Source organism: Variovorax ureilyticus, assembly GCF_037889935.1.
Classification (GTDB): Bacteria; Pseudomonadota; Gammaproteobacteria; order Burkholderiales; family Burkholderiaceae_C; genus Variovorax; species Variovorax ureilyticus.
In genome coordinates this window covers 101648-116417 of the sequence record NZ_JBBKZU010000003.1, presented here as the reverse complement: position 1 = coordinate 116417, position 14770 = coordinate 101648, and the positions used below count along the sequence as shown (strand labels likewise).

14 protein-coding genes and 1 tRNA gene are annotated in these 14770 nt (G+C 68.1%); 10 read left to right on the top strand and 5 right to left on the bottom strand.

The genetic code is table 11. The features are described 5' to 3' along the window. Positions 1-49 precede the first annotated feature (49 nt). From WKW77_RS07945 to WKW77_RS07935, 3 genes are read left to right on the top strand one after another with little or no spacing between them, the layout of a single operon-like run. Positions 50-433: a hypothetical protein gene (locus tag WKW77_RS07945; RefSeq protein WP_340356316.1), complete on the top strand. Its 384-nt coding sequence runs from the start codon at positions 50-52 to the stop codon at positions 431-433. A 7-nt stretch (positions 434-440) separates the two neighbouring features. Then, positions 441-1484, top strand: a complete 1044-nt coding sequence (locus WKW77_RS07940) for a homoserine kinase (RefSeq protein WP_340356315.1) — start codon at positions 441-443, stop codon at positions 1482-1484. Position 1485: 1 nt separating this feature from the next. Next, positions 1486-2283, top strand: a complete 798-nt coding sequence (locus WKW77_RS07935) for a BPSS1780 family membrane protein (RefSeq protein ID WP_340356314.1) — start codon at positions 1486-1488, stop codon at positions 2281-2283. An 11-nt stretch (positions 2284-2294) separates the two neighbouring features. Here the strand turns inward: WKW77_RS07935 and WKW77_RS07930 are convergent, their stop codons facing one another. After that, on the bottom strand, positions 2295-2984 hold the full coding sequence (locus WKW77_RS07930) for a Crp/Fnr family transcriptional regulator (RefSeq protein WP_340356313.1): 690 nt from the start codon (positions 2982-2984) through the stop codon (positions 2295-2297). Positions 2985-3154: 170 nt separating this feature from the next. Between WKW77_RS07930 and WKW77_RS07925 the strand changes: the two genes are divergently transcribed. The 4 genes from WKW77_RS07925 (at position 3155) to WKW77_RS07910 (ending at position 6814) form a co-directional block, all read left to right on the top strand. Then, the gene (locus WKW77_RS07925) at positions 3155-4285 is read left to right on the top strand and encodes a cupin domain-containing protein (RefSeq protein WP_340356312.1); all 1131 of its coding nucleotides are present in this window, start codon (positions 3155-3157) and stop codon (positions 4283-4285) included. Positions 4286-4343: 58 nt separating this feature from the next. Beyond that, the gene (locus tag WKW77_RS07920) at positions 4344-5744 is read left to right on the top strand and encodes an amino acid permease (RefSeq protein WP_340356311.1); all 1401 of its coding nucleotides are present in this window, start codon (positions 4344-4346) and stop codon (positions 5742-5744) included. Positions 5745-5861: 117 nt separating this feature from the next. Beyond that, complete coding sequence (locus WKW77_RS07915) at positions 5862-6143, top strand: porin (RefSeq protein ID WP_340356310.1); 282 nt, start codon at positions 5862-5864, stop codon at positions 6141-6143. Continuing rightward, the gene (locus WKW77_RS07910) at positions 6074-6814 is read left to right on the top strand and encodes a LysR substrate-binding domain-containing protein (RefSeq protein WP_340356309.1); all 741 of its coding nucleotides are present in this window, start codon (positions 6074-6076) and stop codon (positions 6812-6814) included. The genes WKW77_RS07915 and WKW77_RS07910 overlap by 70 nt, the downstream gene beginning before the upstream one ends. On the opposite strand, the gene WKW77_RS07905 is transcribed toward WKW77_RS07910, so the two are convergent. After that, positions 6783-9158, bottom strand: a complete 2376-nt coding sequence (locus tag WKW77_RS07905; RefSeq protein ID WP_340356308.1) for a UvrD-helicase domain-containing protein — start codon at positions 9156-9158, stop codon at positions 6783-6785. The two genes, WKW77_RS07910 and WKW77_RS07905, sit on opposite strands and share 32 nt — an antisense overlap. 240 nt (positions 9159-9398) lie before the next feature. On the opposite strand from WKW77_RS07905, the gene WKW77_RS07900 reads away from it, so the two are divergent. Continuing rightward, the gene (locus WKW77_RS07900) at positions 9399-10376 is read left to right on the top strand and encodes a GMP reductase (RefSeq protein ID WP_340356307.1); all 978 of its coding nucleotides are present in this window, start codon (positions 9399-9401) and stop codon (positions 10374-10376) included. 130 nt (positions 10377-10506) lie between these two features. Here the strand turns inward: WKW77_RS07900 and WKW77_RS07895 are convergent, their stop codons facing one another. After that, on the bottom strand, positions 10507-11373 hold the full coding sequence (locus tag WKW77_RS07895) for an alpha/beta hydrolase (protein WP_340356306.1): 867 nt from the start codon (positions 11371-11373) through the stop codon (positions 10507-10509). Positions 11374-11471: 98 nt separating this feature from the next. On the opposite strand from WKW77_RS07895, the gene WKW77_RS07890 reads away from it, so the two are divergent. Continuing rightward, positions 11472-11547 (top strand) — tRNA-Ala (locus tag WKW77_RS07890). Between the two features lie 283 nt (positions 11548-11830). Here the strand turns inward: WKW77_RS07890 and WKW77_RS07885 are convergent. Next, positions 11831-12715, bottom strand: coding sequence for a TrbL/VirB6 family protein (locus WKW77_RS07885; protein WP_340356305.1), 885 nt, complete (start codon positions 12713-12715; stop codon positions 11831-11833). Between the two features lie 53 nt (positions 12716-12768). Here WKW77_RS07885 and WKW77_RS07880 point away from each other — a divergent pair, with 53 nt between their 5' ends. Next, complete coding sequence (locus WKW77_RS07880; RefSeq protein ID WP_340356304.1) at positions 12769-13524, top strand: hypothetical protein; 756 nt, start codon at positions 12769-12771, stop codon at positions 13522-13524. On the opposite strand, the gene WKW77_RS07875 is transcribed toward WKW77_RS07880, so the two are convergent. Then, on the bottom strand, positions 13440-14747 hold the full coding sequence (locus tag WKW77_RS07875) for a threonine/serine exporter family protein (protein WP_340356303.1): 1308 nt from the start codon (positions 14745-14747) through the stop codon (positions 13440-13442). The two genes, WKW77_RS07880 and WKW77_RS07875, sit on opposite strands and share 85 nt — an antisense overlap. Positions 14748-14770 lie beyond the last annotated feature (23 nt).

Genomic DNA, 14770 nt, shown 5'->3' with positions numbered 1-14770 from the left:
AGCGCACCTGCGGGTATCGCTGATGCAATCGCGGACCTACAATCGCCCCATGTCGTCCACCCGTCTTCTCGTCCCCCGCATGCGGCTGGCTGCCGTGCTGCTGGGCTGTATTGCGCCCTTCGCGGCGGTCCAGGCCCAGAACCCTCAGCCCGCGGAGTCGTCCGCCCGCCCGGCGCAGCAACAGGCCGACCAGGACAAGGCAGCCGGACGCCAGAACCAGAAGATCGAGCGCATCCACATCGAGGACAGCCGCAACAAGATCGACGAACTCCGCGTCGGCGGCCAGACGCAGAACATCACCGTACAGCCCAAGTCCAACGCGCCGGCCTACCAGGTCATGCCCAACAACGAGCGTTCGCGCAGCGAAGGCCAGTCGGATTCCAGCGCCAGCGAGAGCGGTTCGCGCGTCTGGTGGAACGTCTTCAAGTTCTGAGCGCGCGGTGGCGGTTTTCACGGAAGTCGGATTCGACGAAGCCGACGCGCTGGTCCAGCGCCTGGGACTCGGCCCCCTGCGCGAGCTTCGCGGCATCGAGGGCGGCATCGAGAACACCAACTACTTCGCAACCACGGCATCGGGCGAGTTCGTGCTGACGCTGTTCGAGCGCCTTGGCGCCGAGCAGCTCCCTTACTACCTTTGCCTCATGAAGCACCTCGCGGCGCGCGGCTTGCCCGTCCCCGAGCCGGTGGCCGACCCGGCGGTCGCCCCGCCGGATGGCCACGCGCTGTCGATTCCCGCGAACGCACCCTGCGAGCTGCTGCACACGGTGGCCGGCAAGCCGGCCGCGATCGTCCAGCGCCTGCAGGGCAAGAGCGAACTGGCGCCCACCGCGCCCCACTGCGCCGAACTCGGCCGGCTGCTTGCGCGCATGCACATCGCCGCGCGCGACTTCCCGCGCATCCAGCCCAACCTGCGTGGCCTGCACTGGTGGAACGACACGGCGCCGGTGGTCCTGCCCTATCTGGAAGCGCCGCAGGCAGGGCTGCTGCGCAGCGAACTCGCCTACCAGAACCACATCGCCGAATCGTCGGCCTACGCCGCGCTGCCCCGCGGCCCGGTGCACGCCGACCTGTTCCGCGACAACGCGATGTACGACACCCACGCCAGCGCCGATGCGCCGAGGCTCACGGGCGTCTTCGATTTCTACTTCGCGGGCACCGACACCTGGCTGTTCGACATCGCCGTGTGCCTGAACGACTGGGCCATCGACCTGCAAAGCGGCCGCCATGACGCCGCCCGCGCCGACGCCCTGCTCGCCGCCTATGCCTCGGTGCGTCCGCTGACCGGCGCCGAGCGCGCGCTGCTGCCGGCCATGCTGCGCGCGGCCGCGCTGCGCTTCTGGATCTCGCGCCTGTGGGACTTCCACCTGCCGCGCGAAGCCAGCATGCTCAAGCCGCACGACCCGCGCCATTTCGAGCGGGTGCTGCGTGAACGTGCCCACGCCGGCTTCGAATTGCCCACCGGCGCCCAGCCGTTGGCGGCCTAGGATGAAACTCAATCTCGTGCCGGCACGCACCGGCGTGATCTGGGTCCGCACCGGGCTCCAGGCCTTCGCGCGACAGCCGCTGGCCTTCATCTCGCTGTTCTTCTTCTTCATGACGATGGTGTCGCTCGCCTCGCAGTTGCCGCTGGTCGGCGCGGCGATCGCGCTGATGCTGCTGCCGACCATGACGCTGGGCCTGATGGCCGCGACCGCGCAGGCCGCGGGGCCGGAGAAGCCGGCGGCCGGCACCGTGTTCCTGGCGGCGCTGCACGCGGTGCGATCCGACGTGCGGCCGATGGCGGTGCTGGGCGCGATGTATGCGGCGCTGTTCCTCGCGGTCATGGCGATTTCCGCCATTGCCGACGGCGGCCAATTCGCCCGCGTCTACTTGCTGGGCGGGCAACTGACGCGCGAAATGGCCGAGGCCACCGAGTTCCAGGTGGCCTTGTGGATCGCAATGGCGTTGTACCTGCCGCTGTCGCTGGCCTTCTGGCACGCGCCCGCCCTGGTGCACTGGCACCGTGTGCCGCCGGCCAAGAGCCTGTTCTTCAGCTTCGTGGCCTGCTTCAAGAACTTCGGCGCGCTCACCGTGTTCGGCCTCGTCTGGGCGGGTGTCTTCATCGGCGCGGGCATCGTGCTGAGCCTGCTGGCGACGCTGCTGGTCGCGCTTGGCGCGATGGGCGTCGGCGCCGGGGCGTCGGCGGCCGGGGGCGCCGTGATGATCGGCGGCGCGCTCGTGATGGCGTCGATGTTCTTCACGAGCACCTGGTTCACCTTCCGCGACAGCTTCCAGGGCGACTAGCGCCTGTCACACTAGGTCCGCGCCAGTTCCACCAGCCGGTCGGCCGCGCGCACCACGAGCTCCCGGCCTTCCTCGGCGACCACGCCGTCCTCCGCAAGCCGGCTCAGGATTTGCGACACGCTCACACGCGAGAGCGCGCAGAGGTCACCCATCTCCTGCTTCGTGAACGCCATCCTGATCAAGGTGCCGGCGGGATGCGCGACGCCGTAGCTCCCCATCAGGCCGAGCAGGTGATGGCAGACTCGCCGCCTGGCCGAATTGGCGCCCAGCAGCGCATGGTGCTGCAGCATGATCCGAAAGCGCAGCGCGGACAAAGCCGCGAACTGGCGCATCAGGGCCGGCGACTGCTGTAGCACGTTCATGAAGGCAGCGGCCGGGACGGCGCAGACGACCGCGTCGGTCGCGGCCTCGGCCGACACCAGGTAGCGCCGGCCCTCGAGGAACAGACCGCAATCGCCGGCCAGGCCATTCGGGCCGATGAACATCAGGTGGTGCTTACGGCCGTCGATCGAGTCGGCGGTCACCCTCAGACGGCCCGACTGCACCACGTAGACCGAATCCAGGTGCCAGCCCTGGCCGAACACCAGCGCGTTGTTCGCGATCGCCTGCCGCCGGTAGCCGCGCGTGATCTCGTCCCAGTCGAATTCGAGTGCAGTCAGCCAGGCCGAGACCGGGGGCTCTTCAGGAACGGCTGACGACATGGCGGGAGGGTCCGGACTCACGAACAGGGGGGCGGGTTTTCACTAGGGCCCAAGCGTTTCCGGCGTCAAGCGCCTAACACGGCACGCAATGGGCCCTCCCTAGCATTGGATCAGGGGCCTCGCTTTGCCCTGAATCAGAAGCCTCTTAACTTTCACGAAATTCCACGTCAATGTCTCTCAATTCCCTCGCCAGCACCATCGAAGGAGCGCAGTTGGTCCTGCGCTGCAAGAACCTCAACGACTCCATCAACTTCCTGACCACCCGGCTCGGTTTCAAGGTCCGGATGATCATGCCCTCGGAGGCGCCCACCATCGCGGTGCTGAGCGCCCACGGCTGCACCGTTCGGCTCGAGATGGTGCCCAACGCAACGCCGGACGCGGCGCATCTCCGGCTGCTCTGCAAGCCCGCCCTGCTGCCGGCCGGCACGCCCCCTCGCCTTTCCGGTCCGGACGGCATGGTGGTCGACCTGGTCGACGCCCACGCGCCGGTCCACGTTCCGCCGGCGGTCCAGGAATTCGTGCTGACGCGCCTCGCGGGACCCGAGAGCTGGGGTGTCGGCCGCGCCGGCATGCTGTACCGGGACCTCATCCCGTCGCGCCTCAACGGCCGCTTCGTGGCCTCGCACATCCTGCTTCCGCAGGGCGGCCCTGTGCCGGACTACGTGCACTACCACCGGGTCCGGTTCCAGGTGATCTTCTGCAAGGCCGGGTGGGTCCGGCTGGTCTACGAGGATCAGGGCGATCCCTTCGTCCTCCAGGCGGGCGACTGCGTGCTGCAGCCGCCCGAGATCCGCCACCGGGTGCTCGAATCGTCGGGCGGCGCCGAGGTCGTGGAGATCGGCTGCCCCGCGATCCACGAGACCCACGGCGACCCCGGGATGCACCTGCCGACCGGCGCCTGGCTGCCGGAGCGCAGCTACGACTCGCAGAAGTTCGTGCGCCACGTCGCGGCGGCCACCCCCTGGGGCCCTTCGCGGCTGCCGGGTTTCGAGGCGCGCGACACCGGCATCTCCGCGGCCACCGAAGGGCTCGGCGGGGTGCGCGTGCTGCGGCCCGCGACGGGCCCCGCGAACGCGGCCGTCGAGAGCGAAGCGCTCGGCGCGCCCGGCGCGCACCAGGGCGAATTCCTGTTCCTGTTCGTGCTCGCGGGCCAGTGCGAACTGGGCAGCACCGTGCTCGGCCAGCACGCGCTGCACGCGGGCGACAGCTGCGTGCTGCCCGCGGGCGCCGACTACCGCGTGAGTCCGGCGCCAGGGCTCGAACTGCTGGAGGTCACGCTGCCGGCGCGGCTGCCGGCCTGAAACGGGCCCGGCACCACGGTGCACCGGGCCGACCCACGATCGACAAGGGAGACAAGCTATGAATGACGACAAGAAGATCATGGACCGGGAGCAAGGCCTGGCCCGCACACTCACCCAGCGCCAGCTCACGATGATCGGGCTCGGCGGCGCCATCGGCACCGGGCTGTTCATGGGCAGCGGCATCGCGATCGGCTATGCCGGGCCTGGCGTGCTGCTGAGCTACCTGATCGCCGCGGTGATCGCCGTGGTCATGATGTACAGCCTCTCGGAGATGGCCGTGGCCCACCCGACGGCCGGTTCCTTCGGCACCTACGCGGAGCTCTACCTGAACCGCTGGGCCGGCTTCGTCGTGCGCTTCACCTACTGGGCCGCGCAGTCGATCGCGATCGGCGGCGAGGCGGTCGCGATCGGTCTCTACATGAGCTTCTGGTTCCCGGACATCCCGGTGTGGATGTGGACCACGGGCTTCGGCGCCGCGATCATCTACGCCAACGCGCGCTCGGTTTCCACCTTCGGCAGCCTCGAGTACTGGCTGTCGACGATCAAGATCTTCGCGATCTGCGCTTTCATCGTCTTCGGGCTAGCCGTGGTCTTCGGCATCGGTCGCCCGGCCGTGGGCTTCGATCACTACACGGCGCACGACGGCTTCATTCCGCACGGCTTCTGGGGTGTCTGGATGGGCGTGCTGATCGCCATCTTCTCGTTCTACGGCATCGAGATCATCGCGGTCACGGCCGGCGAGGCGGCCGATCCGGCCAAGGCCGTGCCGCGCGCCATGCGCACCATGATCGCGCGCCTCGTGCTCTTCTACGTGCTCTCGCTCGGCATCATGCTGGCCGTCGTGCCCTGGCCCGAGACCGGCGCCAAGGAGGTCGCCCACAGCCCCTTCGTGAAGGTCTTCACCTTCTTCGACTTCAGGTACGCGGCCGCGGCCATGAACCTGGTGCTGATCAGCGCGGCACTGTCGAGCATGAACGCCAACCTCTACCTGTGCTCGCGCATGCTCTTCTCGCTCGCACGCGCCGGGCTGGCACCAGCGGCCATCGGCACGCTGAGCGCGAGCGGCGCGCCGGTCGCGGCGATCGGGGTCTCGAGCATCGGCGTGGGCATCGCGGTGCTGACCAGCGTGTTCAGTCCGGTGGCGTACGGCTACCTGTTCGGCGTCGCGCTCGGCGGCGGCATCCTGGTCTGGCTGATGATCCTGCTGAGCCACCTGTCCTTCCGAAAGACCTGGGAGAAGAGCGGCAAGGCACGGTCCGCGGTGCATGCGCCGTGGTTTCCCTGGCTCCAGTACCTCGGGATCTTCCTGCTCGTCGCGGTGCTCGTCACGATGGCCTTCGACACCGAATTCTGGAACGTCGGGGTGATTTCGGCGAGCGTGTGGCTGGCGTTCCTGAGTGGGGTCTACGTGCTCAAGTTCGGCGCGCGTCGCCAGAAGGCGCCGCTGGTCAAGACCTGAGCACAGCGGGCCGCGGCCCCCCGCAATGGCCCTCGCCGGAACGGCTGCGGGCCTTGGCCTTTTCTTTTTCCTTTTCGATTCGATCGCCTGCACGCGACACCCCAGGGAGCGAGAACCATGCATAGCACGAAGATGGTGACGGCCACGTGCGCGGCCGCGGGAATCTGCGGCACCGCGATGGCGCAGAGCGAGGTCAGCGTCTATGGCCGGATGAACCTGAGCCTCGAGCACCAGAAAACGAACGGCACCACCAGCGACAGGATGCAGGACAACGCGTCGCGCTTCGGCTGTTCAGTGGGTTCGGCACCGTTCGATTGGGCAACTCGGACATGCAGCGAGCGCGCGACGAGATCGCCCAGATCCGCGACGGCACGACCGGCCGCCTCGCCATTGCGGTGACGACCTCGGTCGCTCTGACGATGATGCCGGCCGCGTTCGAGGCCTTTCACACCAGGCTTCCGACGGTCGATGTCCGCGTCAGCGAGTCCGCATTGCGATCGATGCTCGCGCGCCTGCGCGACGGTCAGCTCGACCTCGCCCTGGCACCCCTGCTGCCGGGCCGGCTGGGCCCGGAGTTCGAAACCATCGAACTGGTCCCCATGGAGTTCATGGTGGGCATGCGCACAGGCCATCCGCTGCGCCGTTGCCAGTCGCTGCGCCAACTGCATGGGGCCGAGTGGGTGCTTCCGGGCAACGGCGCGCTGGACGGCGAAGCGCTGCTGCCTGTCTTTTCATCGATCGGGCTGACGCTGCCCTCGCGCCTGATTCTCAGTGAATCGAGCATGACGGCGCTCGGACTGGTCGGGCGCATGGACGTAGTCGGCTTGTTCGTCGAACCCCTGGTCGAACTCGCGTTCAGGTACCACGGCATCCGGCGCGTCGCGGTGAAAGAGAAGCTGCCGACGCTGCAGGTGTGCGTGATCAAGCTGAAGGATCAACGGCTCACCCCGGCCGCGCGGCAGTTCGTCGAATGCCTGCAACCCGCGGCGACGCGGCGCCCGTCGCCTTTCGAGTTGCAGCCCCGGGTGGGTACTCAGCTCACGTCACCGGCGTCAGCTTGGCGACGCTGAGCGCCAGCCACTTGACGCCGTGGCGCGGGAAGTTCACCTGCGCGCGGGCATCGTCGCCGCTGCCTTCGAGCGCGGTGATCGTGCCCTCGCCGAACTTGTTGTGGAACACCTGCATGCCCGAGCGCAGGCCGTGCGAGGGCGCGGCCTTCTGCGGCGGGACGGGCGGGCTCGCGAAGGTCTCGCGGCCGTAGCTGCTGCCGGCGCCGCGCGAGGTGGCGTAGCCGCCGCCGTAGCCGAAGGCCGAGGGCGCGAAGCCGCCCTGGTTCTTCGGGGTCAGCCACTTGAGCGCGCCTTCCGGCAGTTCGTCGAAGAAGCGGCTCTTGATGTTGTAGCGGGTCTGGCCATGCAGCAGGCGCGTCTGCGAGTGGCTCAGGTACAGGCGCTTGCGCGCGCGCGTGATCGCGACGTACATCAGGCGGCGCTCTTCCTCGAGGCTTTCGTAGTCGCTCATCGAGTTCTCGTGCGGGAACAGGCCCTCCTCGAGGCCGGTGATGAACACGCAGTCGAACTCCAGGCCCTTGGCGGCGTGCACGGTCATGAGTTGCACCGCGTCCTGGCCGGCCTGTGCCTGGTTGTCGCCCGATTCGAGCGCGGCGTGCGTCAGGAAGGCCGCGAGCGGGCTCAGCGTTTCGCCGGTCTCGGCGTCGGGCGCGAGCGGCTCGTCCAGCAAGGGGCGATTGGGATCGAGGCCCTGGCTCACCGATGACTGGCGAAGCTCGTCCACCGGCAGCGCAACAGCATCGCGGCCGAAGCCCTCCTGGGTGACGAAGCTCTCCGCCGCGTTGACCAGTTCTTCCAGGTTCTCGATCCGGTCCGCGCCCTCGCGATCGGCCTTGTAGTGCTCGATGAGGCCGCTGTGGTCGAGCACCAGCTCGATGATCTCGCGCAGCGACATGCCCTGCGTCTGTTCGCGCAGCACGTCGATCTTGGCCACGAAGGCCGAGAGATTGCCGCCGGCCTTGCCGCCCACCGCGCTGACCGCATCGTGCAGCGAACGGCCGGCCGCGCGCGCCGCGTCCTGCAGCGCCTCGATGCTGCGCGCGCCGATGCCGCGCGGCGGGAAGTTCACGATGCGCAGGAAGCTGGTGTCGTCGTCCTTGTTCTCCAGGATGCGCAGGTATGCCAGCGCGTGCTTGATTTCGGCACGCTCGAAGAAACGCAGTCCGCCGTAGACCCGATACGGCACCGCCGCATTGAAGAGCGCGGTTTCGAGCACCCGGCTCTGCGCATTGCTGCGGTAGAGGATCGCCATCTCCTTGCGGTCGATGCCGTCTCGCATCAGCTGGCGCATTTCCTCGACCACCCATTGCGCCTCGGCGAAGTCGCTGGTCGACTCATACACGCGCACCGGCTCGCCGGGGCCCTGGTCGGTGCGCAGGTTCTTGCCCAGGCGCTTCTTGTTGTGGCTGATCAGCTCGTTGGCCGAATCGAGGATGTTGCTGTAGCTGCGGTAGTTCTGCTCCAGCTTGATCTGGTGCGACACCTCGAACTCGCGCACGAAGTCGGCCATGTTGCCGACCCGCGCGCCGCGGAACGCGTAGATGCTCTGGTCGTCGTCGCCCACCGCGACCACGCTGTTGTCGCCCGGCACGAAGCGGCCGTCGGCGGTGTTGCCGGCCAGCATCTTGATCCACGCATATTGCAGGCGGTTGGTGTCCTGGAACTCGTCGATCAGGATGTGGCGGAAGCGCCGCTGGTAGTGCTCGCGCACGGGATCGTTGTCGCGCAGCAGTTCGTAGCTGCGCAGCATCAGCTCGCCGAAGTCGACCACGCCTTCGCGCTGGCATTGCTCTTCGTAGAGCTGGTACAGCTCGATCTTCTTGCGGTCGTCGTCGCTGCGCGCCTCGACGTCGCGCGGGCGCAGGCCATCTTCCTTGGCGCCGGCGATGAACCATTGCGTCTGCTTGGCCGGAAAGCGCTCATCGTCGACGTTGAACTGCTTCATCAGCCGCTTGATGGCCGAAAGCTGGTCCTGCGTGTCGAGGATCTGGAAGGTCGAAGGCAAGCCGGCGAGCTTCCAGTGGGCGCGCAGGAAGCGGTTGCACAGACCGTGGAAGGTGCCGATCCACATGCCGCGCACATTGACCGGCAGCATCGCGCCGAGCCGCGTCATCATTTCCTTGGCCGCCTTGTTGGTGAAGGTCACGGCGAGGATGCCGCCCGGCGACACCTGCCCGGTCTGCAGCAGCCAGGCGATGCGGGTGGTGAGCACGCGGGTCTTGCCGGAGCCGGCGCCGGCGAGGATGAGTGCGTTTCCGGCCGGCAGCGTGACGGCCGCGCGCTGCTCCGGATTGAGGTTTTCAAGCAGCGGCGAATCTGCAGGAGCCGCGAGATCGGTGAACATCCGTCGATTGTAGAAAGCGCGGCGTATGCGGGTTATACGAAGTTCCAGAACACGCGAATGCAGCGCGGCGGGTAGAATCAGTCACCGGGCCCAAGTTTCTTGAGGTCCGGTTTTTTGTGCCTGCGCAAGCAGGGCCCGGTGCCGCCACCACGCGCCACCCGCAAATCCGGTCACCAAGCCAAGCGCCCCATCGCTGCCCGAAATCCTTCGGCGGCGACCCTTCTAAGGAGCTTGGAACTCATGCAAATCTTCGACTACGAGAACATCCTTTTGCTGCCGCGCAAATGCGTGGTGGAAAGCCGCGCGGAATGCGATGCCAGCGTCATGCTCGGCGGCCGCAGCTTCCGCATCCCGACGGTGCCCGCCAACATGAAGACGGTGGTGGACGAGTCCATCTGCGTCTGGCTCGCGCAGAACGGCTACTTCTACGTGATGCACCGCTTCGACCTGGACAATTTCCAGTTCGTCAAGGACATGCACGCCAAGGGTGTTTTCGCGTCGATCTCGCTGGGCGTGAAGAAGCCGGACTACGACACGGTCGACCGGCTCGCCGACGCCGGAATGACGCCGGAATACGTGACCATCGACATCGCGCACGGCCACGCCGACAGCGTGAAGAACATGATCGGCTACCTCAAGAAGAAGCTGCCGAAGGCTTTCGTGATCGCCGGCAACGTCGGCACGCCGGAAGCGGTGATCGATCTCGAGAACTGGGGCGCCGACGCGACCAAGGTAGGCATCGGCCCGGGCAAGGTGTGCATCACCAAGCTCAAGACCGGCTTCGGCACCGGCGGCTGGCAGCTTTCGGCGCTCAAGTGGTGCGCGCGCGTCGCGACCAAGCCGATCATTGCCGACGGCGGCATCCGCGACCACGGCGACATCGCCAAGAGCATCCGCTTCGGCGCCTCGATGGTGATGATCGGCTCGCTCTTCGCGGGCCACGAGGAATCGCCAGGCAAGACGGTGGAGGTCGACGGCGAAGTCTTCAAGGAGTACTACGGCTCGGCCAGCGACTTCAACAAGGGCGAATACCGCCACGTCGAAGGCAAGCGCATCCTCGAGCCGGTCAAGGGCAAGCTGGCCGACACGCTGATCGAGATGGAACAGGACATCCAGAGCTCCATCAGCTACGCAGGCGGCCGCAAGCTCCTGGACATCCGCAAGGTCAACTACGTCACCCTCGGCGGCGACAACGCCGGCGAACACCTGTTGATGTAGCCCCGCCCCCACATGAACCCGGCGCGGCCAAGGCCAGGAACCCCGCGGATCCGGCTTTGCCGGGCCGCCGGGGTTGCCCTCTGCAAGGGGGTGCCCGATCCACACGAAGTGGGCGAGGCTGGGGGTGGGTTCATTTCTCGAGCAGTTCCATGGCCAGCCCGTGCAGACGTTGCGCCGGATCGGCCAGCGTCTCCAGCACGCTGAAGTGATGGTGTCCGGGCAACGCCTCGCAGACCGGGACCACGTCGGCGCCCCAGGCCTCGCGGATGAGTTCGTTCTGGCGCAGGAACTCGGCGCTCTCGTCGCCGCCGGCCACCGTGTAGAGCTTGCCGCGCGCGGGCGCCGGCCACAGCGCCGGGCTGACCCGCAGTGAATCCGCATCCGTCAGGTTCAGCACGGACGCAAGGAACGGCGTGTGCTGGATCGGCCGCAGATCGTGGATGCCCGAAATCGACAGCGCGTTGCGCACGAGGTCGGCCGGCAGGTCCGGCGCGAGGGCCTTCCAGTCGCAACCTAGCAGCATCGCCGCAAGATGGCCGCCCGCCGAGTGCCCGGCCACGGTGATGCGCGACGGGTCGCCCCCGTACGTTGCGATGTTGCGCCAGGTCCATTCGAGCGCGCGGGCCATCTGCAGCGCGATGTCGGCGATGCCGATCGGCCGCTCGGGCGTGCCGGGACACAGCGCGTAGTTGGGCATGACCACGCAGACCCCGCGCGCGTGGAAAGCCCGGGCGACGAAGGAATGCTCGCTCTTGTCGAGCGCGCGCCAATAGCCTCCGTGGATGAACACCAGCACCGGTGCGTTCGGCTCCGCGGCGGGGAACACATCGAGCGTCTCGTTCGGCCCGTCGCCGTAGGGCAGGTCGATGTGCGCGGTCAGCGCATCGCGAAGCTCGGCCGACTGGGCCGCCCATCGCGCGAAATAAGCAGGATGCTCGGGCACGAGCACGCGGTTGTTGTACATGCGGTCCAGCCAGGCGGGATCGTACGAGGGCATGGTGCTCGGTCTCCTTTGTTCGTAGTGACGAGGCGCGCATCTTGGCATGCTTGATGTCGCAAGGGACATCGCGATCTGGTTAGAATTCGCGATGCGTTGGGGGGGTAGCTCAGCTGGGAGAGCGCCGCGTTCGCAATGCGGAGGTCGGGAGTTCGATCCTCCTCCTCTCCACCAACTTTCCAGTCTTCGAATCGACGCCTCATGCCTCGCGGCCTGGGGCGTTTTCTTTTGCGCCACTTTCCTCTTGCACGTACAGACAGATCAGCTTCTGTCTGACAAGAGGACGTCGATCGCCGGTGGAGAACGCCGTAACAAAGTAATTCGTCTCTATCAGAGCGCAACGCCGCACGAGGCACGCAATGACCAAATACTGCAGTTCGTGTCACACGGCGAACCGGGATCGGGCGAAGTACTGCCGCGGCTGCGCGGGCAAGTTCTCAGGCATACAGACGCCCGCTTATGCATTCGACGACTCGGAGGATGCGCCGCTGTCCACGATGCCGAGGCCGCCATCGATCGCGATGCAGCAACCCGTCATCGCGCCGGCTGCGGCCTGGCCGCTGGCCACCACGAGCGCCGTGCGCAATCTTCCCACTTTGGAGGAGGCCGAAAGCCATCGACAGCCTCGCACGGTCCAGGCGGCTCGCTGGATGGTGCTCCCGCTCGCGCTCGCGGTGATGGCGATCGCGGGCACCAGCTTGCTCTCTCTCAATCCAGTGGACCGCACGGTCGAGTTGATGCGCAACACTGCATCCCGGGCGCCTTCGCCTCCGGCCCCCGTGGCGCAGACCGTCGCGGAGCCCGCGCCGCCGACCGTCGCCGAGACACCCGCACCAAGGCCCGCCACCGAACCGCAACCTCTGCGCACGGCCGAAGCGCCGGCGGTAGAGGCACCGAAGGCCGCCCCTCTTGCGAGCGAACCAACCGCAGCCCCGTCATTGCCGGCCAACCCCCAGGTTGCAGCGGTTCCCCCCGACCCCGCCAATGAGGTCATGGACGCGCTGCGACTGCAGCCGCCCAAGATGGACACACCGGCAAGAACAGCGGAGACGATCGCACCGGCGCCTTCGAGACCCGAGGACATCGCGAAGCCCGCCAAGGTGGCGAAAGCCACGCCGACCGCCGGACGCCGGGCAGAGCCCTCGCGCACGATGCGGCAACCCGCGAGCCAGCCCATGATCCAGCCCATGCGAACGGCAGCGGCGCCTTCTCCCATCGTCCCGGCGGTGCCGCCAGCGATCACGACCCGGCCCCAAACGGTGGTCCGAATTGAATCGCCGCCCGCCGCAGGCTCGTCGGGATCGACGCCGGGCAGCGGGAATCCGCTGCGCCGCACGATCACGGCACAAGCTGGGGCAGATCCCGCAACGGGTGCGGCAGGTGGTGGCGGCGCTGGTGCTGCTGGTGCTGCTGGTGCTGCTGGTGCTGCTGGTGCTGCTGGTGCTGCTGGTGCTGGCGCAGGTGGCGGTGGTGCTGGCGCAGGTGGCGGTGGTGCTGGCGCAGGTGGCGGTGGTGCTGGCGCAGGTGGCGGCGGTGCCGGCGCAGGTGGCGGTGGTGCGGGCGCAGGTGGCGGCGGTGCGGGCGCAGGCGGCGGCGGTGCGGGCGCAGGTGGCGGCGGTGCCGGCGCAGGCGGCGGCGGTGCCGGCGCAGGCGGCGGTGGTGCCGGCGCAGGCGGCGGTGGCGCTGGCGCAGGCGCAGGCGGCGGTGGTGGTCCCGGCGGCGGCCCCGGTGGTGGCGGCCCTGGCGGCGGTCCCGGCGGCGGTGGTGGCCCTGGCGGCGGTCCCGGCGGCGGTGGTGGCCCTGGCGGCGGTCCCGGCGGCGGTGGTGGCCCTGGCGGCGGTCCCGGCGGAGGTGGCGGCCCTGGTGGTGGTCCCGGCGGTGGTGGTGGTCCTGGGGGCGGCCCCGGCGGAGGTGGCGGCCCTGGTGGTGGTCCCGGCGGCGGTGGTGGCCCTGGTGGTGGTCCCGGCGGTGGTGGTGGTCCTGGGGGCGGTCCCGGCGGTGGTGGCGGCCCAGGTGGTGGCCCCGGTGGGCGATAGGTCTGCGGGCCTGGAGCACCGAGGTGCCGCTCATCGCCTCCAGCGCAGATACCGCAACATCGCGTCCGCCATCGTTCCCGCGCGCTGGAACACCGGCTCGAACAATGCGTTGTAGACCGCCGTCCCGATCACCGATCCGAGTCCGATCGCGACGATGGTGAACAGCGTTGCGATGAAGTTCTCCACCCCCGCGAGCCGATCGTTGCCGACCAGTTCCGCCATCCCGATGAGCCCGAGCGATCCTGGAACCAGCAGCCACATCGCGGGCGTGAAGGTCACCATCGACGGCGGCCCACCGAGCCGGTACTGCACGATGTAAGAAGCCGGCGTGATGAGCATCGCCGCGAAGAATCCGCTCATGTAACCCCCGAAAGCGGCATTGCCGACGAGTTGCCCGACTTGCGCGACCAACAGCAGTCCGAGCAGCCATGGCAGCGTGCGCAGACGCGCGGCGTAGTGCAGCACATGGCCCACACCGAAGAGCAGCACGCCCAGCCACGGCGCCCAGGCGCGCAGGCCGCCGTCGGGCGACGGCACGAGCAACCGGTCGGGCGGCAGGCCGACGATCGATGCCGCGGCCAGCATGCCCAGCACCAGAAACACCAGTTGCAGCAGGCCATAGACGAAGCGCGTTCCGCCCGAGACCACGTCGCCATACGCCAGCTCGACCGTCGCCGTCGCCAAGGTGCCGCCGGGCAGAAAGGTCACGAGCGAGGCGACCAGCACGTAGATCGGGCTGGCCGCGAAGCCATGCTGCGCCGCCAGCAGCGACACCAGCGCCACGACGAACGCAGCCACCGTCGGCAGCAGCGTCGTGATGATTCCGCGATCACGCGCAAGTACCTTGAGCAGGCCCACCACCAGCCCGAGAAAGGCCGCCGCGCCCACCACATCGGCCGACGGCCGCAGCACCAGCGCGATCCCCACGGTCGCGAACACATGCCCGACGATGCCGCCGGCGAGGCCGAAGCGCGCCTTCATCGCGAGGATTGCGTCGATGCGCTGGAGTCCTTCGATCGGATCGAGCGCCTTGTTCTCCGCGTCGCGTGCAAGCTCGTACACCGCCTCGATCTGGTCGAAGCTCAGCACCAGCCCCTGCTCGGACGTGAACTCGATCTGCAGCGAATCCTCTTCCGCCGAGTTGACGAACACCACGGTCGGCAGTGCCAGTGCGTTGAAGTGCACGATGCGATAGACGCGAGCGAGCTTTCGCAGCGTGGTTTCGACGATCCCGACCGGGGCGCCGGTCGCCAACAGGAGGTGCCCGAGACGCAGCAGGAAGCGCAGGAGCTGCCGCCGCTCCAGAACGGTGCGCTCGGGCGGCGGTGCAGGTGCCATTGCGAAATCACCTGCCGGGCAGC

Excerpts from the sequence above, each read along its gene's own strand:
- WKW77_RS07925 (WP_340356312.1), top strand. The coding sequence starts at position 3,155 with ATGTCTCTCAATTCCCTCGCCAGCACCATCGAAGGAGCGCAGTTGGTC.
- WKW77_RS07930 (WP_340356313.1), bottom strand. The coding sequence starts at position 2,984 with ATGTCGTCAGCCGTTCCTGAAGAGCCCCCGGTCTCGGCCTGGCTGACT.
- WKW77_RS07945 (WP_340356316.1), top strand. The coding sequence starts at position 50 with ATGTCGTCCACCCGTCTTCTCGTCCCCCGCATGCGGCTGGCTGCCGTG.
- WKW77_RS07915 (WP_340356310.1), top strand. The coding sequence starts at position 5,862 with ATGCATAGCACGAAGATGGTGACGGCCACGTGCGCGGCCGCGGGAATC.
- WKW77_RS07875 (WP_340356303.1), bottom strand. The coding sequence starts at position 14,747 with ATGGCACCTGCACCGCCGCCCGAGCGCACCGTTCTGGAGCGGCGGCAG.
- WKW77_RS07920 (WP_340356311.1), top strand. The coding sequence starts at position 4,344 with ATGAATGACGACAAGAAGATCATGGACCGGGAGCAAGGCCTGGCCCGC.
- WKW77_RS07905 (WP_340356308.1), bottom strand. The coding sequence starts at position 9,158 with ATGTTCACCGATCTCGCGGCTCCTGCAGATTCGCCGCTGCTTGAAAAC.
- WKW77_RS07910 (WP_340356309.1), top strand. The coding sequence starts at position 6,074 with ATGCAGCGAGCGCGCGACGAGATCGCCCAGATCCGCGACGGCACGACC.
- WKW77_RS07900 (WP_340356307.1), top strand. The coding sequence starts at position 9,399 with ATGCAAATCTTCGACTACGAGAACATCCTTTTGCTGCCGCGCAAATGC.
- WKW77_RS07935 (WP_340356314.1), top strand. The coding sequence starts at position 1,486 with ATGAAACTCAATCTCGTGCCGGCACGCACCGGCGTGATCTGGGTCCGC.
- WKW77_RS07895 (WP_340356306.1), bottom strand. The coding sequence starts at position 11,373 with ATGCCCTCGTACGATCCCGCCTGGCTGGACCGCATGTACAACAACCGC.